This window comes from Gemmatimonadota bacterium, assembly GCA_022560615.1.
GTDB lineage: Bacteria > Gemmatimonadota > Gemmatimonadetes > Longimicrobiales > Gaopeijiaceae > UBA1138.
The window spans coordinates 66,404-89,905 of record JADFSR010000009.1 but is presented as its reverse complement, the minus strand read 5'-3'; the positions used below and the strand labels follow the sequence as shown (position 1 = coordinate 89,905).

General features: G+C 65.8%; 20 protein-coding genes. 9 read left to right on the top strand and 11 right to left on the bottom strand.

Going from position 1 to position 23,502, the window contains the following annotated elements:
• Position 1 precedes the first annotated feature (1 nt).
• The 8 genes from IIB36_07820 to IIB36_07785 all read right to left on the bottom strand — a co-directional run bounded on the left by IIB36_07820 (position 2) and on the right by IIB36_07785 (position 6,090).
• A complete protein-coding gene (locus IIB36_07820; protein MCH7531665.1) occupies positions 2-1,600 on the bottom strand; it encodes a phosphoglycerate dehydrogenase in 1,599 nt (532 codons plus the stop codon).
• The gene (locus IIB36_07815; GenBank protein MCH7531664.1) at positions 1,597-2,709 is read right to left on the bottom strand and encodes an alanine--glyoxylate aminotransferase family protein; all 1,113 of its coding nucleotides are present in this window, start codon (positions 2,707-2,709) and stop codon (positions 1,597-1,599) included. Before IIB36_07815 ends, IIB36_07820 begins: the two co-directional genes overlap by 4 nt.
• A 104-nt stretch (positions 2,710-2,813) precedes the next feature.
• Complete coding sequence (locus tag IIB36_07810) at positions 2,814-3,332, bottom strand: CMP deaminase (GenBank protein ID MCH7531663.1); 519 nt, start codon at positions 3,330-3,332, stop codon at positions 2,814-2,816.
• Between the two features lie 7 nt (positions 3,333-3,339).
• Entirely contained in the window at positions 3,340-3,858 is a 519-nt protein-coding gene (locus IIB36_07805) for a thioredoxin family protein (protein MCH7531662.1), read from the bottom strand.
• Between the two features lie 76 nt (positions 3,859-3,934).
• A complete protein-coding gene (locus tag IIB36_07800) occupies positions 3,935-4,954 on the bottom strand; it encodes a hypothetical protein (GenBank protein ID MCH7531661.1) in 1,020 nt (339 codons plus the stop codon).
• A 190-nt stretch (positions 4,955-5,144) separates the two neighbouring features.
• Positions 5,145-5,417: a hypothetical protein gene (locus tag IIB36_07795; GenBank protein MCH7531660.1), complete on the bottom strand. Its 273-nt coding sequence runs from the start codon at positions 5,415-5,417 to the stop codon at positions 5,145-5,147.
• Positions 5,418-5,575: 158 nt separating this feature from the next.
• Positions 5,576-5,827, bottom strand: a complete 252-nt coding sequence (locus IIB36_07790; GenBank protein ID MCH7531659.1) for a hypothetical protein — start codon at positions 5,825-5,827, stop codon at positions 5,576-5,578.
• Positions 5,824-6,090 carry a hypothetical protein gene (locus IIB36_07785; GenBank protein MCH7531658.1) on the bottom strand — a complete coding sequence of 89 codons (267 nt, stop codon included), beginning with the start codon at positions 6,088-6,090 and terminating at the stop codon, positions 5,824-5,826. The genes IIB36_07790 and IIB36_07785 overlap by 4 nt, the downstream gene beginning before the upstream one ends.
• A gap of 104 nt (positions 6,091-6,194) precedes the next feature.
• Here IIB36_07785 and IIB36_07780 point away from each other — a divergent pair, with 104 nt between their 5' ends.
• Positions 6,195-8,453, top strand: a complete 2,259-nt coding sequence (locus IIB36_07780) for an amino acid permease (GenBank protein MCH7531657.1) — start codon at positions 6,195-6,197, stop codon at positions 8,451-8,453.
• 49 nt (positions 8,454-8,502) lie between these two features.
• Here IIB36_07780 and typA read toward each other — a convergent pair whose 3' ends face one another.
• On the bottom strand, positions 8,503-10,350 hold the full coding sequence (gene typA, locus IIB36_07775; protein ID MCH7531656.1) for a translational GTPase TypA: 1,848 nt from the start codon (positions 10,348-10,350) through the stop codon (positions 8,503-8,505).
• Between the two features lie 271 nt (positions 10,351-10,621).
• Between typA and IIB36_07770 the strand changes: the two genes are divergently transcribed.
• From IIB36_07770 to IIB36_07750, 5 genes are all read left to right on the top strand, one after another.
• The gene (locus tag IIB36_07770; protein ID MCH7531655.1) at positions 10,622-12,778 is read left to right on the top strand and encodes a M20/M25/M40 family metallo-hydrolase; all 2,157 of its coding nucleotides are present in this window, start codon (positions 10,622-10,624) and stop codon (positions 12,776-12,778) included.
• Positions 12,779-12,819: 41 nt separating this feature from the next.
• Positions 12,820-13,743, top strand: a complete 924-nt coding sequence (locus IIB36_07765; protein ID MCH7531654.1) for a PhzF family phenazine biosynthesis protein — start codon at positions 12,820-12,822, stop codon at positions 13,741-13,743.
• Between the two features lie 55 nt (positions 13,744-13,798).
• Positions 13,799-14,776: a polysaccharide deacetylase gene (locus IIB36_07760; GenBank protein ID MCH7531653.1), complete on the top strand. Its 978-nt coding sequence runs from the start codon at positions 13,799-13,801 to the stop codon at positions 14,774-14,776.
• A gap of 89 nt (positions 14,777-14,865) precedes the next feature.
• The gene (locus tag IIB36_07755) at positions 14,866-18,030 is read left to right on the top strand and encodes a prolyl oligopeptidase family serine peptidase (protein MCH7531652.1); all 3,165 of its coding nucleotides are present in this window, start codon (positions 14,866-14,868) and stop codon (positions 18,028-18,030) included.
• Positions 18,031-18,064: 34 nt separating this feature from the next.
• The gene (locus IIB36_07750) at positions 18,065-18,313 is read left to right on the top strand and encodes a zinc ribbon domain-containing protein (protein ID MCH7531651.1); all 249 of its coding nucleotides are present in this window, start codon (positions 18,065-18,067) and stop codon (positions 18,311-18,313) included.
• 43 nt (positions 18,314-18,356) lie between these two features.
• On the opposite strand, the gene IIB36_07745 is transcribed toward IIB36_07750, so the two are convergent.
• Positions 18,357-18,638 carry a hypothetical protein gene (locus tag IIB36_07745; protein ID MCH7531650.1) on the bottom strand — a complete coding sequence of 94 codons (282 nt, stop codon included), beginning with the start codon at positions 18,636-18,638 and terminating at the stop codon, positions 18,357-18,359.
• Positions 18,639-18,803: 165 nt separating this feature from the next.
• On the opposite strand from IIB36_07745, the gene IIB36_07740 reads away from it, so the two are divergent.
• The 3 genes from IIB36_07740 to IIB36_07730 are packed head-to-tail and all read left to right on the top strand — an operon-like array spanning position 18,804 to position 22,235.
• The gene (locus IIB36_07740) at positions 18,804-19,196 is read left to right on the top strand and encodes a hypothetical protein (GenBank protein ID MCH7531649.1); all 393 of its coding nucleotides are present in this window, start codon (positions 18,804-18,806) and stop codon (positions 19,194-19,196) included.
• A 25-nt stretch (positions 19,197-19,221) separates the two neighbouring features.
• Positions 19,222-19,770 carry an MOSC domain-containing protein gene (locus IIB36_07735; protein ID MCH7531648.1) on the top strand — a complete coding sequence of 183 codons (549 nt, stop codon included), beginning with the start codon at positions 19,222-19,224 and terminating at the stop codon, positions 19,768-19,770.
• On the top strand, positions 19,767-22,235 hold the full coding sequence (locus tag IIB36_07730; GenBank protein ID MCH7531647.1) for an SLBB domain-containing protein: 2,469 nt from the start codon (positions 19,767-19,769) through the stop codon (positions 22,233-22,235). Before IIB36_07735 ends, IIB36_07730 begins: the two co-directional genes overlap by 4 nt.
• A gap of 65 nt (positions 22,236-22,300) precedes the next feature.
• On the opposite strand, the gene IIB36_07725 is transcribed toward IIB36_07730, so the two are convergent.
• Entirely contained in the window at positions 22,301-23,491 is a 1,191-nt protein-coding gene (locus IIB36_07725) for a kynureninase (GenBank protein ID MCH7531646.1), read from the bottom strand.
• Between the last annotated feature and the right edge of the window lie 11 nt (positions 23,492-23,502).

Sequence of the window (23,502 nt, the reverse complement as noted above, 5' to 3'; positions counted from 1 at the left end):
GCTACCCCAACCGCACTACCACAGCCTTCGAGACCTCGTCGAGCTCCAACAGGGCATCTCGCACAGCCGTGTCGACGTCCCCATCCACCGCCACGGCAGCCAAGGCATCGCCGCCCTTCGCCTGACGAGCCTGGTGGTACTCGGCAATGTTGATCCCGTGATCACCTAGGAGCGTCCCCACGCGCCCGATCACACCCGGCACGTCGCGGTTCCTGAGCACGATGAGGGTTCCTGCGGGCACGATATCGACGTGGAACTCACCGATTCGCACGATCCGCGAGTGCGTTTCCCCCAGCAGAGCCCCCGCGAAGCGCAGGTCGCCTCGCTCCGCCTTGACCACGATTTCGACGAATTCCGTGTAGTCGGTGTGGCGCACTAGCTGAGTCCTCGAAACACTGATGCCGCGCTGTTGCGCCATATGCGCGGCGCTCACGAAGTTGACCTGGTCCTCACCGACGATGTTTTCGAGCAGGCCCATGAGCACGTACGCGGAGAGAGGCCGCAACGCCTCCTCGGACTCTCCGGCATACCGGATCTCGATGCCTTCGAGGCCGCCTCGCGCGAGGGCACACCCGAGTCGTCCGAGTCGACGCCCCAGATCGAAGAGCGGTCCCAACGCTCTCAGCGCCTCGCCACCGATCGCTGGGGCGTTGACCGCCCTGGCGAGGTCCCCCTCGGCGAGCGCGACGCGGACCGCCTCCGCGATCTCGGTCGCCACGAGCTCCTGAGCCTCGGCGGTCGAGGCACCCAAGTGGGGGGTCAGGACGAGGTTGGGCGCATCGCGCAGCGGGCTTCCCTCCTCCAGCGGTTCGTTGCAGTAGACGTCGAGAGCCGCGCCTCCCAGCTGTCCCTCGGCGAGCGATGTCGCGAGCGCGGCCTCGTCCACTACGCCACCCCGAGCCACGTTCACCAGGAACGCCCCCTTCTTCATGCGGGATAGCGCAGCGGCGTCGATCATGCCGCGTGTTTCGTCCGTCAACGGCACGTGCAGCGAGAGCACGTCCGCTCCCTCGATGACCTCGTCGAGCGTCGCGCGTTCAACCCTCAGGTCCTCGGCGCGCTCGTCCGTGAGGTAGGGGTCGTAGGCGAGCACTCGCATGCCGAACGCGTGGCACCGCTTCGCTACTTCGCCGCCGATACGGCCCGCGCCGATCAGTCCGAGAACCCTCCCCCGCAGCTCCGCGCCCTTGAAACGGGCCCGCGCCCACTCGCCTTGCCGGACCGAGGCATCCGCTTCGGCGACCCGGCGCACCATGGAGAGCATCAGCGCCATCGTGAGCTCCGCCGCCGACACCGTGTTGCCGGCCGGCGCATTGAGCACAGCCACGCCGCGGGCCGTCGCGGCCTCCAGGTCGATATTGTCCACGCCGACACCGGCTCGTCCGACGACGCGGAGCTCGGTGGCCTTCTCGAGCATCTCGGCGCGCACCTTGGTGGCGCTACGCACGACGAGCCCGTGGACCGTGGGTAACGTCTCAGCGAACGCCGGGTTCGACGAATCGTCGATCCTGATCAACTCGAATCGCGAGTCGCCCCGCAGCGGCTCGAGGCCGCTGTCCGAGACGCTGTCCGTGATCAGGACCCTGAACTCGGCGCTCATCGGATCACCTCCGCAAGGATCGTGAGAAGCTCATTCAACTCATCGACGGTGTGGTCGCCCATGTGACCGATGCGGATGCCGGTCTCCTTGAGCTTTCCGTACCCGCCGCCTATAACCCAACCGCGCTCCTTCATCGCGCTCACGATGCGTGGGCCGCTCATCCCCTCGGGGAGCGATACGGCGGTAACCGTCGGGGACCGGTACCCCTCAGGCGCCATCACTCGCAAATAAGCGCCGTCGGCCCGCATGTCATCGACCCACGCATGTGTACGCTCAGCCATCGCGGAGTGGCGAGCCCACCGGCCCTCGATCGTCTCGTCGGCGATCCGCCGGAGCTGGACCTGAAGCGCATACATGGTCGAGAGCGCAGGCGTCGTAGGGGTCTGCAATTTGTCGAGGTTCTTCGCGAATGCGACGAGGTCGAAGTAGTGGCCCTTCCCGGTGACCGACGCCGAACGCTCCATCATCGCCTCGGATGCCACTCCGAACGAAAGGCCGGGAGGGAGTGCCAGCGCCTTCTGGGAGCCCGTCAGCACGAAGTCCAAGGCCCATGCATCGGTGAGCAGCTCGGCGCCCCCGCAGCCAGTGACCGAGTCGACGAGAAGGAGCGTGTCGGCGTGTTTCGCGACGACGCTCGAGATCGCCGGAAGGTCGTTGAGCACGCCCGTGGACGTCTCAGAATGAACCACGGTGAGCGCATCGTATCCGCCGCCCGCTAGCGCGGAGGCTACAGCCGCTGGGTCATGCGCCTCGCCCCACGGAACCGCTACCTCGTCGACATCGAGACCGCACGCTCGGGCAATGTCGGCAAAGCGCTGGCTGAACGCGCCGTTCACGAGCGAGAGCACCTTGCCGGACGCGCCATTGCGGACGGCAGCCTCCATGAGACCCGTCGCAGAGGAGCTCGAGATGAAGACAGGGCGGTCGGTGACGAAGACACGCTTGAGACCATCCTGAAGCTCGCCCACGATCTCCTGGATGTCCGGCCCGCGGTGCCCGATCATGGCACGCGTCTGAGCCTCTAGGACCTCCGGGCGGACTTCTGTGGGACCGGGAAGAAAAAAGCGACCGAAGGGCGTATCTGCGCCCGCAACGACGGTCTGACTCAAGGGGAGACTCTCCACGCGCGGCGGGCGCTCATCGTACGTTGTGCAACGGAGCCGGAAGGGCTGAAGCTAATGGGACGGCAGATGTTTTCCAGGCGCTGATTCGCCTACCGCCATTCGTCCTTCCACCGGGTGTAGTGCACGGCAACCACGCCCGCTTGCTCCAGCACCTGCAAACCCTCCTGTTTGCGATACGCCTCGCGGTAGAACACATAGGAAACGTTCGCCTGCACGATCAGCTTCGCGCACATCTTGCAGGGGCTCGCCGTAATGAAGGCCACCTTGTCCCGCATCTCGCCGGGTGACTTCACCAGCGCGTTCATCTCCGAATGGATACAACCGCACATCCCCACTTCGTCCGAGTCACAGCGATTCGGGAAGCCGCGAGCGTTGCCGTTGTACCCGATCGAGACGACGTGCTCGAGGTCGGCGTCCGTCACGACAGTGCCAACACGTAGACGAGCACACGTCGAGCGCTTCGCGAGCTCCTCCGCCATGCGCATGTACACTTCGTACAGCGGAGGCCGGGTCACCTGCTCGACGGAGGCGACGAAGTCCTCCGGCACTTCGACGACGTTGAGAGGATGCGTGTTCGCCGGGACGCCGTCCTTGTGGATCAGCGGCATCGCTGCCTCAGGCCGCCGCGCGGAACACGTCGAGCAGCTCCCGAAGCGTGGTCAGGCCATGGTCCTGGGCGTACCACCGCCGCACGACCTTGTACCGCTCAGGGGATGGCACGCCGAGTCCTTCGTCCATGATCCACGCTTGGATCTCGCTGGGCCGCGGGCCCCACCAGCCGACCTCGTTGAAGTCCTCGTCGTACACGATGACCACCGGAATCGAACGACTCCGCCCGTTCGTCAGGTGCGTGTCCATGAGGTCCGGATTGTCGTCCCGTGACAGGACGCGCAGGTCCCAGCCGGCCTCTTCCGCCAGACGCGCGATGACGGGCAACGTGTTCACGGCGTCGCCACACCAGTCCTCCGACAGCGCAACCAGGTGCCAGCCCCCAGACAGTGCGCGCGCGGCGGTCACGAGCTCATCGGGCAGCCGGACACGCTCGAAGACGGCGTGCCACAGCTCACGGTTCTTGACCACGCCTTCGAGGTAGTGCTCAAAGGTCGACGCACTGTCGAAACGTTCCTGGTTCATCTCTTTCCGGCTATGAAATCGCCCGGCCGGCCAGCCGACTGAACGCGGTAAACATCGCTTCTTGGACTGAGCTGCCCTAGGCGGCGGAAGCCGGTGCCGACAAGCGAGCTAGGACGGCTAGAAGATACTGATGCGTACGCTTGTCACCTCCGTGCGCCCGTACATTTCGGCGATGTAGGGCTCCACGGAGCTCACGGGCAAGAAGACTCGCGCCAGCAGATTCGAGTTGAGCCAGCAATTCCGGCCGAGACGCCGGGAAAACACCGGCGTCGACCAGCCGAGCCCGTGCTTCGTGGGTGAGGTAAGTCACGTACTGCTCAAGGGCAGCATCCACATCACCAATAGCGAGCGTGTCTTTATAGAGGCTCCGAGCCTTGTCCGCACGATGTCGCGCCTTGTCCGCCGAGGGCAGCGGTACGCGGTCGATCCATCGCGTCGTCAGCTCCGACCAGTATCCACGCTTCTCGCAGACGCAACGGCCATAGCGAACTGACCAACAAAGGAGGTCGTGGCCCTCAGCAATCAGGGGCTCAACACTCGGTGCCGAGTAACCTCGCAGATCGATCTCAAAGGTCGGGCCCGGGACTTCGGGTTTGGACCCAGCGTATACGTAAAGGACGTCCAGGTCGAAGCTACAAACAGCCTTGCGAACTGCTGAACCGAAGACCACCACGGCGATGACCGAGTCGGACTCGCAAAGGCCGGCGATGACTTGCGTCGCACGCCGCCTGGTCTCGGACGTGGGCCATGCCTCGATCAACGAGTCAAGGCGCTTCTCGCAAGCAGTGCCATCAGTCATTTCGATATCACCGTAGTTAGCGGCCTTCCTGGCTTCATTGAGGCGTGCCATCAAATCGGACACGTCGTCCAAATCGTGGGCCTCAGCCAGCTCGCCTGCCGCCGCGGCCTTCGCCCAATGTGTGGCCTTAACCGCCAGGCCCGTTTCCCTCGCAGCGGCCATGACTCCGACTTCCAGCGCATAGAGGCCGTAGTTCGATAGGTCGGCCCAATCGACCGGATCGTACCAGGCTACCTGAACGCGCTCGAGGTGGCCCCTGGCAATGTTCAGCTGCTCTTCGGGCGACAGTTCAGGCATCCCACATCCCTAGCGGCGATTAGTGGACATGTTCGAAAATAACGACTTTGCAGTTCTGCTGCGCACCCCCATGCTCACCCGCGCCGTGAGCTCCGAGGCGAACGGCGCGGACCGCTACGTTCGCCCCGCCAGGTCGACCCCCAACTCGGCGCCGTCACCGTGGGGATCGACAACGCGATCGACGGCGAGCCTAACCGCCCAGCCCCCGTGTCGACAACGGCGTCGGGGTCATCAGCTTGAAGATCAGCACGACAGGTGAATGCGGAATCCACGCGTCCATCGCATTCCAATAGACGACGTTGTCCCGGGTCTCGACCTCCAGCATATGCGCCACGAGTCGCCCGAGAGGCTGTGCAGTCGGCACTACGTAGGTTCCGGCAGAGAACATACGTATCTGGCTAACGACCTCACCGACCTCGACCACCGTCGTGGCCGCGTGGTAGAACGCCTCCTCGTAGGTCACCGCGGCACCGTGTACGCATTGACCCGCAACTCGGCAGGCTCGGTAAGCCTTTCGACCGTGATGCCGTGCCGGCGCAGCATCGTGACCGCATCGACCGCAAAGCGCGGTAGCAGGCACGCCCACGGGCGCGCACGGGTCTTGGTCGCTCGACCGTGACGTCACCCCGCGGAGCCGCACCCATCTTGATCGTTTCGGCGCGCGGAGGCGACCACGCCCATGAGGCGATCCGCATGGTCCGCGGCGAACTGGACGACGGCGAGGTAGCCGAGATAACCGGCGCGGGCTCCGACCTCGAGCGTCTGCGTCGGAGCCTGAGCGCCACCGTCATGACCGTCGACGAACATGTGGGGCCGCCACTCACTGATCAGGTTGCCCACGAAGTGGGCGATGGCCGGTTGCTCGAGCTTCACGTAGTCGCGGTTGAGGTCGATGCCCCAGGGGCGTTGCCGCGCGTGCCGAGCACGCTCGCCTCGGAGCCGTCCGGGTTGATCTCCGGGGCAACGACGACGGTCACGTCGTCGAGCAGCTCGTACGCCTCCGTTCCTGGCGTGGCAAAATCCCGCATGAGCACGAGAAGTCCTTCGCGGAAGGTTCGCTCATCACCGTGCACAGTGGCCGCGAGAACGACGATGAGCAGCCCCATAGTGAGCGCCGAAGTGAGCGCCGAATTCACGAAGCGGAGCGCCCCGCGATTCGTGGCCCATTGCGTGCCTCGGAGCGGCAACGGGGGCCGAGTTCGACTTGATCCGTCGGTTCCGGACCCAGAGAATACCACTCATGGCCGACCGACCCAAAAACGGGCAGAACGCTCGCACACCGCCGGGTCAATCCGAAGTCATCCCTGGACGCGAAGGCGGCCTGGGGATGTTCGGAGGCGTATTCACGCCGTCGATCCTGACCATCCTCGGCGTGATCATGTACCTGCGCTTCGGGTGGGTCGTGGGCCAGGTGGGGTTGGGGGGGACGCTCGTCATCGTCACCCTGGCAACATCGATCACCCTACTCACCGCGCTGTCCGTGGCTGCCATCGCCACGGACCAACGGGTCCGTACCGGTGGCGCCTACTACATGATCAGCCGGTCCCTGGGCATCGAGACCGGCGGCGCCGTGGGAATCCCTCTGTACCTCGCCCAGGGGCTCTCCGTCGCGCTCTACACCGTGGGCTTCGCCGAGTCGGTGACAGGCGTGTTCCCGTCCTTGAACGCCCGGCTCGTGGGCATCGTCACGACGCTGGCCGTCGCGGCCCTGGCCATCATCTCCGCGCGGGCCGCCATCCGGGCGCAGTACGTGATCATGGCGGTCGTCGCGCTGTCGCTCCTCTCTCTGGTGTTCGGGAGCGGAATGGAAGGGGTCGAGCCCCAGGGGCTGGGCCCCTCGACACTGGTCGAGCCCGAAAGCTTTTGGGTGGTCTTCGCGGTCTTCTTCCCCGCGGTCACGGGCATCATGGCCGGAGTGAACATGTCCGGCGACCTGGCGGACCCCGGTCGGGCCATCCCCAAGGGAACGTTCCTCGCCATCGGAGTCGGATACGTCATTTACATGACGCTGCCGGTGCTCTTGGCCATGCGCGTCGACACCCAAACTTTGGTGAGCGATCCCCTGGTCATGCGGAGGATCTCGCTGTGGGGCAATGCGATCCTACTCGGTGTCTGGGGCGCAGCCCTGAGCAGCGCGGTTGGCAGCATCCTGGGCGCGCCCCGCGTGCTCCAGGCTATGGCCCGAGACGGGATCCTGCCGCGGTGGCTCTCGTGGCTGCGTAAGGGCAGCGGCGAGGACGACAGCCCGCGCTTTGGCACCGCGTTGACGCTGGGCATCGCACTGGTGGCCGTGTGGTTCGGTGACCTGAACATGATCGCGCCGATCCTCACCATGTTCTTCCTCACCACCTACGGGGTCCTGAACGTCGCCGCTGGCATCGAGCGCTTTCTGGGAAGCCCCTCGTTTCGTCCCCGGTTGAGCGTGCACTGGATCTTTTCCTTGGCCGGCGCGGCGGGGTGCGCTTCGGTGATGTTCCTCATCAACCCGGCGGCGACGGTGGCGGCGGGCCTGTTCGTGCTGGGGGTGTTCGTGTGGCTGGAGCGCCGCGGAATGCAGGCAGCGTGGGGCGATGTGCGCCAGGGTATCCTGATGATGATCACACGTGCGGGCCTACTCCGTCTCGGCCGGCTCTCGCTAGATCCCCGCAACTGGCGGCCCCACTTTCTCGTGTTGTCCGGCGCCCCGACCCGCCGCTGGCACCTGATCGAATTGGCGGCCGACTTCTCCCACCACAACAAGGGCCTTCTCTCCATAGCGACCATCCTCCGCGACACGTCTGTGACGCACGACCGGAAGCGCGCCATGGAGAGAAAGGTCCAGGACTACCTGGGCAAGCGGGGCATCCACGGCTTCGTGCGGGTTATCTCGGCCGGGGATCCTTTCGCCGGAGCTGAGCAACTCGTGGAGGCTTACGGCCTCGGGCCGTTGGTCCCGAACACGATCCTTCTCGGCGATTCGGAGGAGAGCCAGCACAGGCCGCGGTACTGCGCCATGATCGAGCGTTTCTGGCAGTCCAAGCGGAACGTCGTCATCGTGCGCGACGCGGATCGCGTGGGTTTCGGCGACCGCAAGCGGATCGACATCTGGTGGGGTGGACTGCAGGGCAACGGGGCGCTCCTCATGATTCTCGGGTATCTGCTGAAGACGAGCCTGGCGTGGCGTGAGGTGGACATCCGGCTGAAGATGGTGATCCCCAGTGAGGCTGCGGCGGAGGACGCACGACGCAACCTCACCGACATGCTGGAACAGACACGCACGGGCCTCCAGACCGAAGTGCTGGTGAGCGGCGAGCGGAGCGCATTCGACCTGCTGCACGACTCCTCCCGGGGAGCGGACCTGATCATCATGGGCATGGCCGCACCCGACCAAGGCGACTTCGCAGCATACTATGAGCAACTCAGGAATCGAACGTCCGGCCTGCCGTGCACGGTCTTCGCGCTTGCGGCGGAAGACGTAGCGTTCAGGGAAGTGCTGTTCCGGCGAGAGGACCAGCGGTGAGCCACGCACCGGCTGACGACCGTCGCGCCCGAACCGTCCCGGCTACGAGCTAGGCCGACTGGTTCGCCGCTTTCGCTGCCTTCTTCCGCTGGATCGAATTCAGAACCCGCTTGCGCAGGCGGATGCCGTCGGGGGTGACCTCGATAAGCTCATCGTCCTCGATGAATTCGAGCGCGAGCTCGAGCGTGATCTGGCGGGGCGCCTCCAGCTTGATGTTCTCGTCCGACGCCGTAGTGCGCATGTTCGTGAGCTTCTTCTCCTTGCTCACATTCACGTCCATGTCGTCGGTCCTCGAGTTCTCCCCCACGATCATGCCGCCGTAGCACTCCGCGCCCGGCGCGACGAACATCGTCGCGCGCTCCTGCAGGTTGAAGAGCGCGAAGCCCACCGACTTGCCGAGCCGATCCGCGACGAGCACGCCACGGGAGCGGCCCTTGAGCGGTCCGGCCCACTTTCCCCAGGCGTGGAACTGGTGGTGTAGGACACCCTCACCGCGCGTGTCCGTGAGAAACTCGGAGCGGTACCCGAAAAGTCCGCGTGCGGGCACGCGGAAGCGCAGCCGGGTCGTACCCGAGTCGCCCATCGGCCTCATTTCGATCATCTCGCCTTTGCGAGAGCCGAGCTTCTCGATGACCGTTCCAACCATGTCGGAGGGGACCTCGACGACCGCCTCCTCGTACGGCTCTTGGAGCTGACCCGTGTCGTCCATCCGAGTGATGACACGGGGCCGCGAGACCTGGAACTCGTACCCCTCGCGGCGCATCGTCTCCATGAGGATCGTGAGGTGCAGCTCGCCGCGACCGCTAACAGTGAACGTGTCCGGTTGTTCGGTGTCCTCGACGCGCAGCGAGACGTTTTGCTCGAGCTCCTTGTAGAGCCGCTCCCGCACCTGGCGGGTCGTCACGAACTTTCCCGACCGCCCCGCAAACGGCGAGTTGTTCACCGTGAAGTCGACCGAAAGCGTCGGCTCCTCAACCGCGATGCCCGGCAAACGCTCCCGATGCTCAGGGTCCGTCACGGTCTTGCCGATCTCGACGCCATCGAGCCCGGCCAGAGCAACGATATCGCCCGCGCACGCTTCGTCGATGTCTATCCGCTCGAGTCCGCTGAACGTGAACAGCTTGGAGACCTTGGCCTCTTCCGCCTGAGCCGGGTCCTCCACCATGCCCACGGCGCCGAGGTCGAGCAGCGCAACGCGTTCGCCGACGCGCACGGTGCCACGCTCGATGCGCCCGATCGCGATGCGCCCGATGTACGAGGAGTAGTCGAGCGTGGAAACGAGCATCTGGAAGGGTCCCTCCGGATCGACGGAGGGAGCCGGGAAGTACGAGACGATCTTCTCGAAGAGCGGCGTCAGGTCCCCGCCCGTGGCATCCGCTTCTTCGGCAGCCCACCCGTCGCGACCCACCGCATAGAGGAACGGCGCGTCGAGTTGCATGTCCGTGGCCTCGAGGTCCATGAAGAGCTCGAGCACCTCGTCGTGCACTTCGCGCGGCCGCGCATCGCCGCGGTCGACCTTGTTGATGAGCACGAGCGGCAGAATGCCGAGCTCCAGCGCCTTGCGGGTGACGAAGCGAGTCTGGGGCATCGGCCCCTCGGCCGCATCGACGAGCAGGACGACACCGTCGACCATACGAAGGATGCGCTCGACCTCACCACCGAAGTCGGCGTGGCCCGGCGTGTCGACTATGTTGATCTTCACGTCGTTCCATTGCACGGCCGTGTTCTTCGCTATGATGGTGATCCCCCGCTCACGCTCGAGCGGGTTGGAGTCCATAATCCGCTCCTGCACGACCTGGCCCTCTCGGAAGACTCCGGTCTGAATCAGCATCTGGTCGACCAACGTGGTCTTTCCGTGATCGACGTGCGCGATGATCGCGATGTTGCGAATGGGCATGCGAATGGGCATGCGAATGGGCATGATATACCTGCGACGCCCTCGTGGGCAGATCGTTCGGGTGTTCAGCATAAAAGGTTAACGGAATCCGGCTCCCAGGTGGCCCGCGCTCAGAACGGCCACGTCCCCTTCAGGAAGATCGTATCGCCCTGGTCCGAGCGCTCTCCGACGGACTGCGTGGTGGCGACGAATGACAGGAGTAGAGCGAACAGGGAGGCCCCCCGGGCCTCGCGGGCGGCGAACGACCGACTAAATTGTTGTTGCCTGGGGAATGCCACCGAAGACCGGAGCTGAAGCAGTGCCCAACGTTCGGATCGACTGTACGCCGCTCGCGATTCTCTCAACCGTCGCCGTGCTGCTCCCGACGGCTGTGATCGCCCAAACCACGTCCTCCGAATATGCGTCGGAAGCCCGATCGCTCATGGCGATGCCCGCGATCGCCGAGGCGATGCAACGCATCGAGGATCTCGACGACTGGTCACTCGAGCGACTCATCGAACTAACGGAAATTCCCGCACCTCCCTTCATGGAGGAGGTGCGCGGCGCGCGCTACGCAGAGCTCCTCGAGCAGTACGGCGCGGACTCGGTATGGACCGACCAGGTCGGCAACGTCATCGGCTTGCGCCGCGGCCGCACCGGTGAGCGGACGATCGGCTTCGGCGGCCACCTCGACACGGTATTCCCCGAGGGGACGGACGTGACGGTTCGTCAGCGCGGCGATACCCTGTTCGCGCCCGGAATCGGCGACGACACTCGTGGCATCGTGCTCGTGCTCACCGTTTTGCGCGCGCTGGAGGAGGCCGGGATCGAGACCGAAGACGACGTGCTCTTCGTCGGCGTTGTGGGCGAAGAGGGCCTCGGCGACCTGCGGGGCATGAAGCACCTCTTCGCTGACGGGGCGGACGCGCCGGACGTGTGGATCGACGTGGACGGCGGCGATCTGTCTCGACTGGTCACCATGGGGCTCGGATCGGTTCGCTACCGTATCACGTTCACGGGTCCTGGCGGCCATTCCTGGGGCGCCTTCGGACTCGCGAACCCGGCGCACGCGATGAGCCGCGCGGTACGGTACTTCCAAGACGTCGCCGACACACTCACTCGTAGCGGCCCGCGAACGAGCTACAACGTCGGGCGCCTCGGCGGTGGCACGTCGGTGAACTCGATTCCGTTCGAGGCGTGGATGGAGGTCGACATGCGCTCCGAGAGCCCCGAGAGCCTCGGCCGCATCGAGGGGGTCTTCCTCGCTGCGATGCGACGCGGCCTCGAGGAGGAGAACGCGCTGCGCCGTGACGGCCCAGCGCTCACCGCCGACCACGATAAGATCGGCGATCGCCCGTCGGGAGAGGGCGACCCCTCCACCCCCCTGGTGCAACGGGCTCTCGCCACCACCGCACTTTTCGGAGTCGAGGGCTATCTCGCTCGCTCCTCAACGGACTCGAACATCCCCATCTCACTCGGCATCCCTGCCGTGACCATCGGACGGGGCGGCGAGGGCGGGGCCGGACACGCGCCCGATGAGTACTGGATCAATCGGGACGGACACCTCGCGATCCAGCGGGCGCTGCTGCTGGTTGTCGCGGAAGCGGGGATGGCTCGCACGGTCTCCGCCCCGCCGGCCGCGGTGCGCGTCACCTGGGCCCCCGAACAACCCGGCCAGGGTCATCTGTTCGTCTTGCGTGTGACGCCGGCCGCCGACGAAGCCGTTTCGGCCGTGCGCGGAACGGCTGCCGGTGAGACGCTGCACTTCGAGCGCGCGGAAGGTGGCGAATTCGAAAGCCTCGCAGCGGTTCCCATCGAGGCGGAGGGGAGCATCACGGCGAGCATCACCGTCGTCTACGGAGACGGGCGAGAGGAAGAGCTGTCGCCCATCGTCCCCGTCTCCCCAGGGCAGTACCGACACGAGCGACTCACGGTCGCTCCGGCGCTCGGACGTCCGCTGGACTCGGCACAGCAGGCACGGCTCGCGCGCGACCGCACTCGGGCCGCGGAGGTCTCGCGTCTGGCACATCGCACTCCACGACTCTGGACGGACGACCTCGTGCTACCCCGCGACGCCCGCGTGACGAGCGGCTTCGGCAACGGCCGGGTGTTCAACGGACAGATCTCCAGCCGCCACATGGGCTTGGACCTGGACGGCGAGCCCGGTGACACGGTGATGGCCGTATCACGCGGCGTCGTCGCACTCGTCGATCAGTTCCTGCTCGCGGGCAACATCGTCTACCTCAACCACGGTGGCGGGCTGCTGAGCGGTTATTTCCACCTGAGCGAGCAACTCGTCGCCCAGGGCGACACCGTCCGAGCGGGTACGCCCATCGGGCGTGTCGGGGCGACCGGCCGCGTGACCGGACCCCACCTGCATTGGGTCGTGCGCTACGGGTCCACCAGCGTGGATCCCAGAAGCCTGCCTGGGCTGCCGGGGTCCCGGTAGGTCCCGGTAGCCCCTATCCTCGTCCCTTCGGATGCGCTCACATGCAACTCCCGTTCCATACGCTCGACGTCTTCACCGACCGGACGTTCGGCGGCAACCCGCTCGGGGTCTTCCCTGACGCGGCGCACCTGCCGACCGACCTGATGCAGCGCATCGCGCTGGAGATGCACCTCTCGGAGACCGTCTTCCTCGGCCCGCCGGAGACCGCGGAGGGGTCGGCTCGCTTGCGCATCTTCACGCCGGTCCGGGAGGTTCCGTTCGCGGGTCACCCGACCGTGGGGTCGGCGATCTTCCTGGCGGCTCGAGGCGCGGGGCTGGATGGGGCGGACGCGAACGATTCGCTCACGTTCGTGCTCGAGGAGAACGTGGGACCGGTACCGGTGGCGGTCCGCTTGAAGGACGGCACACCGGTATTCGCCCAATTCACGACCGCGGTGCTGCCGGAGCATCGCCCGTCCCCTCACTCCCCCGAAGACTTGGCGCGCATGGTGGGCCTGGACGCCGCCGACGTCTGTCCCGATGGCCTGCCGGTCGAGATGGTCTCGTGCGGTCTCCCGTACCACATCATTCCGGTCCGGACCATCGACGCGGTTCGGCGCGCGGTGCTCGACATGGCGCGCTGGACGCAGATGCTAGCGGACGGCTGGGCTCACCACGTGTATCTGATGTGTCCCCAAGCCGAGGGCGAAGGCGTCGACGTGCGTGTGCGCATGTTCGCCCCGGGCTCGGGCGTGCCCGAGGACCCGGCGACCGGCTCGGCTGCCGCCTCGCTCGGTGGCTACCTCTCCAAGCTCGATGGCCGCTCAGAAGCGTCCCTCGCCTGGACCATCGAGCAAGGCCTCGAGCTGGGCCGGCCGAGCATCATCCACGTCGAGGCGGACCGCGCGGCGGGTGACACGACGGCGGTGCGGGTCGGCGGAAGCGCGATCTTCGTGAGCCGTGGCACGATGACCATCTGCGAATGACCATCTCCGAACGACTGTTCCAGACGTGAGCAAGGAGCGTCCCATGACCCGATCGATGTCACCGTTTTCGACCGCATCCCTACTCCTTCTGCCCTGCCTTGTCAGCGCTTGTCAGGAGACCAGCAACTCTCAGACATCCTCAGGCTCCGACCCACCTTGGGAGTGGACCGAGCAGGAGGTCCGCAACGCGGTGAACCAGGTCCGCGCGGGTCGGGACCTGAACCCCGACAGTTGGCCGGGCGGCGCGCGGGTCGCGGTGCTCTTCAGCTTCGATGTCGACAACGAGACGGTGCTGGGTTTGCGTGACGGGACGGTCAGCGCAGGGCCGCTGTCGCAGGGGCAGTACGGCTCGCGCGTGGCACTGCCGCGCGTGGTAGATCTGATGGATCGCGAGCAGGTCCCGGCGACCTTCTTCTTCCCCGCATGGAGCTTGAAGCTCGCGCCGGAACAGGCGGACGTGATCCACGCCTCTGGCGTGCACGAGATCGCGGTGCACGGTTGGATCCACGAGCGTAACACCGCGCTCGACGCGGCCACGGAGGAGCGGTTGCTGCGTCAGGCGGTCGACGCGATCACCGAAATCACGGGCACAGCCCCCGTCGGATACCGCGCTCCGTCCTGGAATTTCAGCGCAAACACACTCGACATCGTGCGTCGCATGGGCTTTCTGTACGAGAGCTCTCTGATGGCGGACGATCGGCCGTACGAGCTGGTGCAAGACGGGCAGCCCACGGGCATCGTCGAGCTTCCTGTCGAATGGATCCTCGACGACGCCCCGCTCTTCAACCCCCAGGGCACGCGCTATAGCCCGCCTCGCGAAGTGATGCAGGTGTGGATCGACGAGTTCGACGGAGCGTGGGAAGAGGGCACGATGTTCCTGCTGACCATGCACCCTCACATCATGGGCCACCGCTCGCGCATCGTGGCGCTCGAAGGACTCATCACCCACATGAAGGCGAAAGGCGATGTCTGGTTCGGCACCCACGAGGCGGCGGCTCGCTACGTGCGTGAGCAGGCGGGGATGGACGGGTGACGTGGAGCCCTGCAGCCGCTTTCGCCTTCGGGGGCTGTGCTTCAGTTTGGGGGTTCTTCTTTGAGAACACCGCACTGAGGATCGAAGCAATGCGTCCGACTCGCCTACTCCCCGTCCTCGCCCTTCTCCTGACTGCGACCGTAGCGGGTGCGCAGGAAAAGCGCCCCATTGAGGTCGAGGACCAGTTCCTCATGCGCAGGGTCGGCTCACCCGTCGTGAGCCCCGACGGGGAGTGGATCGCCTACACGGTCTCGCGCACGTCGCTGGAAGACGAGCAGTCGTACACGCGCATCTACATGAGTCCGGCCGGCGGTGGCGAGGCGGTCGCGCTCACGGCTGACGAGAAGTCGGCGGGATCGCCGGGCTGGAGCCCGGACGGGCGCTACATCACCTTCACCGCCTCCCGGGACGGTGCGAAGAACCAGGTCTGGGCGCTGGACCGACGCGGTGGCGAGGCCTTCGCGCTCACCGACGTCGAGCAGGGCATCGGCGGATACCGTTGGTCCGCGGACGCAACGCGTCTGCTACTCACGATCCGCGATCCCGAGGAGGAAGAAGAGGACGAGGACCAGAAGGAGAACGCGCCGCAAGATCCGTGGGTGATCGACCGCCTTCAGTTCAAGCGTGACAACACAGGCTACCTGACCGGCAATCGGAAAACGCACCTGTACGTTCTCGATATCGATTCGCGGGAGCTGACGCAGCTGACGTCCGGTGAGTGGGACGAGTCGTTGGGCGTGTGGAGCCCCGACGGCACCCGCATCGCTTTTGCGTCGAACCGGACCGAGGAGCCCGACGGCAACTCGAACTCGGACATCTGGATCGTGTCCGCCGATCTCGGCGAGCCGACGGACAGTCCCATGCGTGTGACGAGCAACGAGGGCTCCGACGGCTCGCCTGCGTGGAGTCCCGACGGGCGCACGCTCGCGTACACCACGGTCGTCCGGCCGGACCTCATCTGGTACGCGACGACCCATCTGGCCGTGATCTCCGCCGACGGCGGCGAGCCCCGGCTGCTGACGAGGGAGATGGACCGAAACGTGCGCAGCCCTCGCTTCTCGGAGGACGGCGAGTGGATCTGGTTCCGCTTGGAGGACTCGGGGGAAAACCATATCGCGCGCATCCGGGCGAACGGAAATGGGGTGGAGCGTATCGTGGCTGGGCCACTCTCGGCGTCCGGATTCGACTGGCGGGCGGGCACGTTCGCCGTCCATATCAGCACGCTCGACCAACCGGGCGAGATCTTCACGGTCCCTGGCGTCGACAGAGGGAACGCTGGAGGGAGCGGCGACCGGGCCCGCATCACGAACCACAATGACGACTTCCTCGCGACCGTCGTCGTCGCGGAGACGAAGAACGTCCAGTTCCGCTCCGGGGACGGCACCGAGGTCGAGGGCTTCGTCACCTTCCCGCCGGACTACGTGGCGGGCCAGCGTTATCCGACGCTGCTCCGCATTCACGGCGGTCCGGTGTCGCAGTACGCTCACTCGTTCCAGTTCGAGTCGCAGCTCTTCGCGGCGAACGGATATCTCGTGGTGAGGGCGAACCCACGCGGCTCGTCCGGCTACGGGCAGGACTTCTCGGCGGCGCTCTGGGCCGACTGGGGCAACCCGGACTTTCAGGACGTCATGGCCGGTATCGACTACGCGATCGAACAGGGCTGGGCAGATCCAGACCGGCTCGGCGTGGGCGGCTGGTCTTACGGCGGTATCCTAACCAACTACGTGATCACGCAGACGAAGCGTTTCCAGGGTGCGATCACCGGCGCCAGCGAGGTCCTCTACATCGCCAACTATGGGCACGACCACTACCAGCGTCAGTGGGAAGCCGAGCTGGGCCTGCCCTGGGAGGACAACAACCGCGAGACGTGGGAGCGCATCAGCCCCTTCAACAAGGTGCAGGACATCGAGACGCCCACGCTCATCATGGGCGGGGAGGACGACTGGAACGTGCCGATCCTCAACTCCGAGCAGCTCTATCAGGCGCTCCGTCGCAGGGGCGTGCCGACGCAACTCGTGGTCTATCCCGGCCAGAGTCACGGTATCCAAGTGCCCTCGTACCAGGTGGATCGACATGAGAGGTATCTGGCCTGGTACGATAAATGGGTGAAGGAGTCGACGAAGCCGGTCACCGATGGTCTCGGCGACGAGGCCAGCACCCCGACCTCCGCCGCCTACGTGCCCGGCCCCGGCGACGCCTGGCAGGTCCGGGCGCCCGAAGAGCTCAACATGGATCCCATCAAGCTCCAGGAAGCCGTCGACTACACGCTCGCCCACGAGACGACCCAGATCCCCGACGACCCCGGTGTCTATTTGCGGTCGCGTTTCGAGGGGTTGCCGCATCAAGAGATCGTCGGCCCGACAGCCGAGCGGGGAGGCGTGAACGGCATCGTCGTGAAAGACGGCTACATCGTCGCCGAGTGGGGCGACACCGACCGCGAGGACATGACGTTCTCCGTGACCAAGTCCTACCTCTCCACGGTCGCGGGCCTCGCGTTCGACGACGGGCTCATCAGAGATTTGGACGACCCCATCGGCGAGTATGTCACCGATGGGGCATACGCCTCCCGCCACAATTCGCAGATCACTTGGCACAACCTTCTGCAGCAGACGAGCGAATGGGAGGGCACTCTATGGGGAAAGCCCGACGCAGCCGACCGGCGGCGTGGCATCGACCGTGAGCTACAGACGCCCGGCACGTTCTGGGAGTACAACGACGTGCGCGTCAATCTAATGGCGTATTCGCTGCTCCACCTTTTTCGTCGACCGCTGCCGGACGTGCTCAGAGAAAGGATCATGGACCCGATCGGCGCCTCGGCGGAGTGGCGCTGGCACGGCTACGAAACGTCGTGGACCGAGATCGATGGCGAGCGCATGCAGTCAGTGAGCGGCGGCGGCCACTGGGGTGGCGGTCTCATCATCGACACCCGCGACCACGCCCGCTTCGGCCTGCTCGCGCTACGCGGCGGCGTGTGGGGTGAGGAGAGGCTCGTCTCGAGCGATTGGTTCAGGATGGCTGCGGAGCCGACCGACATACAACCGAACTACGGTTACATGTGGTGGCTGAACACGGAGCGAGAGGGCTTGCCGGCTGCGCCCGAATCGGCATTCTATGCGAACGGAGCCGGATCGACGAACATCATCTACGTCGATCGTGAGCACGATCTCGTAACCGTCACTCGGTGGGTCGACGGCGCCGAGCACGTGAACGAGTTTATCAGGTTGGTATTGGAATCGATCGCGGGAACACGGTAATGAGGGCCAGGGTCCTGGCCGACGGGGGGCTGTAATGCCGATCTACGACTACACATGCGGCACGTGCGCGCACGAGTTCGAGGCGTTCCTGCGCAAGCAGACGGACGACGCGACCTGCCCAGCATGCCAGGGCGGCGATGTGCAGCGCCTCCTCTCGAAGCCCCGCGTGCACTCCTCGGCTCGCAAGGACCGGAGCATGCGCGCCGCGAAGAAGCGCGATAAGACCCAGGCGCAGGAGGCCGCGTACACGCAACGGCAGTACGAGCTGCACCACAACGACTAGACCAAAGTGGTCTGTGGGACGACTATCGGAGCTGGGTCCGGTTCTACACGACCTCCGGTCCCAGCGCACGCTCGATCGCCTCGTTGACACGCTCCAACGGCGGTGCAGGTACGAGCGCGTCCCCGTCCCGGTAGACGCGGCATCGCGGCCCATCACCCTGCTCTCGCGGCATCCACGGGTGGGGCCCTGGAGCGACGTCCTCTCCGTTCACCAAGATGGTCGGCGAACCCAGGTTGCGCACATGCTCCGGACACGCGGGATCTTCGCTGTTCCACTCGGTCCACACAGCCGGGATCTCGGCATTGCGACACGCGAAGGCGAGCACGTCGCGGGCCAGCCCGACGTTCGGACATCCGGGATCGTAGACCAGCTCGATCTGTAGGCGCAGCGCCAGGGGGGCTCCGGGGGTGGCGAGTCAGTGCGTAGATTTCCAACGTAGCATCACTCTGCCGCCCTAGCACCACTCATGCCAACACCCGACTTCTCGTCCATGACGCGTATGAACGTTGCCCCCGCCACGATCGCTCTCCTGCTGATGCTCGTGACCGCCCAGGCGGCGCTGCCTGGCGGGGCCGGTGCGCAAATGCACGAGCAGCGCTATTCCGACTGGCATCGACTCGACTTCCGGTCGCAGGAATACGACTTCCGGCGATCACGCGTCATGCTCTTCATTCTGAAGGGCGATGTGCGCCACGAGTACGGAGAGAATCTCGAGAAGTCGATGGACGATTCGGCCGGAGATTTCATCTTCATCCAGCAGGGGATGCCCCACGAGGTCATCAACCTCAGCGACACCGAGCCGGTCATCGCGGTGGTGGCGCGCTCGGACGCCACAGAGTGGGAGAACATCGTCGACCATCCGTCGGAGCGGCGGCCGGAGTAGCCGCCTCTGCGCGGCCTGGAGGAGTGTGATGAGCGGGAGGGTGGAAGCGATCTGGACGAAACGAGCCCACGGCGGCGTGATGGACACTGCGAATCAGGCCACGCTCGTCGAGGGCAAGGGCCTCGTGGGCGACGCCAACTTCGGGGAGACGCGTCAAGTCACGGTGATCGAGAAGGAGGTATTCGACCGCATCCGGGCCGAGCTGCCCGCCTCGGGTCCCAGAATGCGGCGCGCCAACATCATGGTCAGCGGGATCCGCCTCGAGCACAGCCGCGACCAGGTGCTCACGCTCGGAGACGTGAAGATCCGCATCCGGGGCGAGACCCGTCCCTGTGAGCTCATGGACCAGCAGTGCCCCGGCCTGCGGGACGCGCTCGACCTGCACTGGGACGGCGGCGCGCATGGCTCCGTCATCCAGGGTGGCGAGCTCCGCGTGGGCGACGGGGCCACGATCGAGGTGGCGGTTCCTGTCGGGTACGGCCAGCCCGGCCCGACGCGCGAGAACCCCTTTGCCGGAACAAACGAACTCCCTAGCTTTGCGCCAGATGTTCCCCTGCTTCCCAAGCCACTGTGAAACTGCCTAAACGCTCCTCCGCCATCCTCTCGCTGGTCGTTGTGGCGCTTTCCTTGGGCACCGCAAGCGTATCCGCTCAGGTCCCGACCCAACAAGATCTGCGAAGGCTGCAATCGGGCCAGATCTCATCAGACGAGGTGGTGCGGCGCCTGAGAGAGTCCGGGATGTCCAGGGAGCAGGTGCGTGCCCGCCTGCAACAGCTCGGCTACGATCCCGGACTCGCGGATCGCTACTTCGATAGCATGGAAGGAGTGGGGGGCGAACTACCGGAAGCCGAGCAGGGATTCCTGGAGGCACTAGGGGCCCTGGGCATCTTGCAGCCGGGCGTGGACTTCCCGCTGGACACGCTGGTACTGGATTCACTCGCGCTCGCGGCCGACTCGTTGGAGGCGCTTCCCGACTCTGTCTTGTCCGTCTTTGGGCTGGACGTATTTCGGCGCCGGACCACGCGCTTCAGCCCGGTCGTGACAGGTCCGGTGGGCGACGACTACCGGCTCGGCCCGGGAGACGAGTTGATCCTGGTGTTGTACGGGGACGTCGAGCTCGCGTACCGGCTCGGCGTGACCCGCGAAGGATCGCTCATCATCCCCGACGTCGGACAACTGTTCGTGAACGGTCAGACGCTCGAGCAGCTGAGGGCATCGTTGTTTAGGCGACTCTCCGAGGTCTACTCGGGAATACGGGAGGGCGGTGACGCCACTACGTTCTTCGACGTTTCCCTGGGCCGACTGAGAGCCAACCAAGTGTTCGTGATCGGCGATGTGGAGAGTCCCGGCTCCTACATGGTGAGCTCCGTCTCGACCGTCTTCACTGCGCTGCAGGTAGCAGGCGGTCCCACAGAGCGGGGATCGTTCCGCCGGGTAGTAGTGCGTCGTGGAGGCCAAGAGGTGCGTCAAGTAGACCTATACGACTACCTCCTGCGCGGCGACGCCTCGGATGACATCCGGCTCGAGCACGGCGACATCGTGTTCGTGCCTCCTGCCGGGGGCCAGGTCACCGTCCGTGGTGAATTCCGGCGCCCGGCCATCTATGAAGTGCTCGAAGGGGAGGGACTGCGAGACGTCATCGGCTTCTCAGGCGGCATGCTTCCCACGGCGCATGCGCGCGCGGTGCGCATCGAGCGACTGCTGCCGTTTGCCGAGCGCAGTCCCGGGATGGACCGAGTCATCGTGACGGTCGACGCCGCAGCGCTCGTCGATGACCTGGCCGACGCCCCTGACGTGGAACTCCTGCCGGGTGACGAGATCTTCGTTCCCCCCGCCATCGAGGAACAACGGAACCGCGTCCTGGTTGCCGGCGCGGTCCACTTTCCCGGGCGCTACCAGCTCGTCGATGGCCTGACCGCCCGGGCTCTTCTCGACCAGGCCGAGCTCCGGGAAGACGCCTATCTGCCGGTTGTCCACGTGTACAGACCGCGGCTCGACTCGGCTGGCGTCACCCTGTTGCGCATCGCGACGGACCCCGCGTTGCGCGGCATACAGGACGTGGTACTGCTCGACAGAGACTCGGTGGTGGTATTCTCCATGGACTCGCTGGTGGTCAGTGACTCCGTGCGCGTGGCGGGGTTGGTCAGGAATCCTGGACGGTACCGGTATGCCCGCGGAATGACGGCTGAGGACCTGATCCTGGTCGCCGGAGGCCTGGTCGAAGGGGCGCTCGCGACCGAGGCCGAGATCTCCCGTGCCCGAGTGACGCTCGACCGCAGGGACACGGTATCCGTGGCGATTCCGATCCGTCTGAGTGGGCTGATTCCGAGTCCCGCGCTCGTGGACAACGGATCGACCAGTGCGGGACCGTCGCTGAGCGCCGCCGACGTGCCGCTGGAGGTGGGGGATCGGCTCTTTGTCCGCGAGCGACCGGGCTACGTTGCGCCCATAACGGTCTATGTCTCGGGGCAGGTCGGCTTCCCCGGCGCCTACGCCGTGGAGCGACGAAACGAGCGGCTCTCCGACATCATGCGTCGAGTCGGGGGATTCTCTCCCTCGGCGTATGTGCCCGGAGCGAGGCTCATCCGCGATTCTCTCGTGGTCGGCATCGATCTTGGTCAGGCGATCGAAAACCCTGGGGGGGCCGATGACCTCCTCCTGCGGGCAAATGACCAGATCCTGGTCCCGGAGTACGATCCTACGGTGGGGATCCGCGGTAGTGTCGCGTTCGAGACGAGGGCTGTGTTCGAGCCCGGTATGGGCCTGAGCGAATACATCCGGCAGGCTGGAGGCTCGCTCGAGGACGCCGACCTGGATAGGGTCTCCGTCGAGTATGCGAACGGGCGCCGAGAGACGACCAAGAAGTTTCTCTGGCTCATTCGGCGACATCCGCGTGTGGAGCCAGGGAGCACGATTCTCGTGCCGGCGTCTCCGCCCTCGCAGGGGGGCGGAAACTTCACGGAGATCTTGAGTGCCACGTTGTCGTTTTCTACTGCGGTGATCACACTCCTCGTCTTGACAGACCAGCTCAGGAACTGACTTCGCCGGAGGGCCGGGGTGAGAGGAGCCGGGCCCCACATACGGCGGCTCGCCTAGCCCTTCGCCTAGCCCGCCGACACCACCTCGCCGAGCATCTGCATCGCGGACACCAATTGGGCGTCGCTCAAGTACGGCGCCGGCCCGAATCGTAGCACGTCCCCCCGGAAGTCTGTGCTGACACCGCCCTGCTTGAGCGACGCGGACAGCCGCGCAGCGCCCGGTGCGCGCAGAGCCAAAAAGCCTCCCCGTTCGTGCAGCAGGACCGAGTCGCCCGTGCGCACCACGGTCGGGTCCAGGTCCAAGGACTCGAACGTCTCCAGCAAGAGGCCGACCTGATGCTGACTCACCTCACGCAACAGCTCGGCAGCCAGATGCTCTTGCTCGAAGAATTCGAACACCTCCGCCGCCCGATAGTGCGACGTCGGGTCGTACGTGGACCCGGCGAAGCGGGCCGCGCCCGCCCCGTACCGGACCTCGCCCGGCACGTTCGCATCCGCGAGCTCGGCGAACTCGCTGAACCACCCGGTGATCACCGGCCGCAGCTCGCAGTGCGGGGGCACGCGCAGCACGCAGTTCCCCTCCCCTAGTTGGCAGTACTTGTACCCTCCGGCCACCACGAACGCCTGCTCCATGCCATGCAGCGAGAACGGCACGACGTTGAGCGAGTGGTACGCGTCGATCAGCAGCTCGGCGCCGCGACCGGCGCACGCCTCGGCGACCACGGGCAACTCGGGCACGATGCACCCCGTGCCGAAGAGGACTGACGACATCACGACTGCTGCGGTCCGATCGTCCACCTCGGCGGCGACCCGCTCCGACACGCTGTTCAGCGGATCGGCTGCCACCTTCACGACCTCGGTGCCAACCTCGGCTAGTCGGTCCAGCTGCCGGCGAATCGAGTGGAACTCCCCGTCCGTCGTGACGAGCCGTGGGCGCTCCGTCAACGGAAGCGCGGACAGGAACCGGACGACGAGCGCATGCGCGTTGGTATCGAGCGTCAGATCTCCGTCACATCCACCCATCAGCCGCCGGTATCCGGCCGTCACCCTTTCGGCCTTTTCAGCGGCGAAGCACCACTTGTCGTCGACGTGCTCTGCGGCGTCGAGCCACGCCTGACGTTGACCGTCGAAGCCCACGTCGGGCCACGCCTGGTGAGAGTGCCCCGTGAGAAGCAGCCGCTCGTGGACACGAAACACCGAGTAGTGCGGAGCGAGCGCGTTGGGCGACGCGTAGAACCGGTCGGGCGTGAGGGCCATGCCTGCGTGCC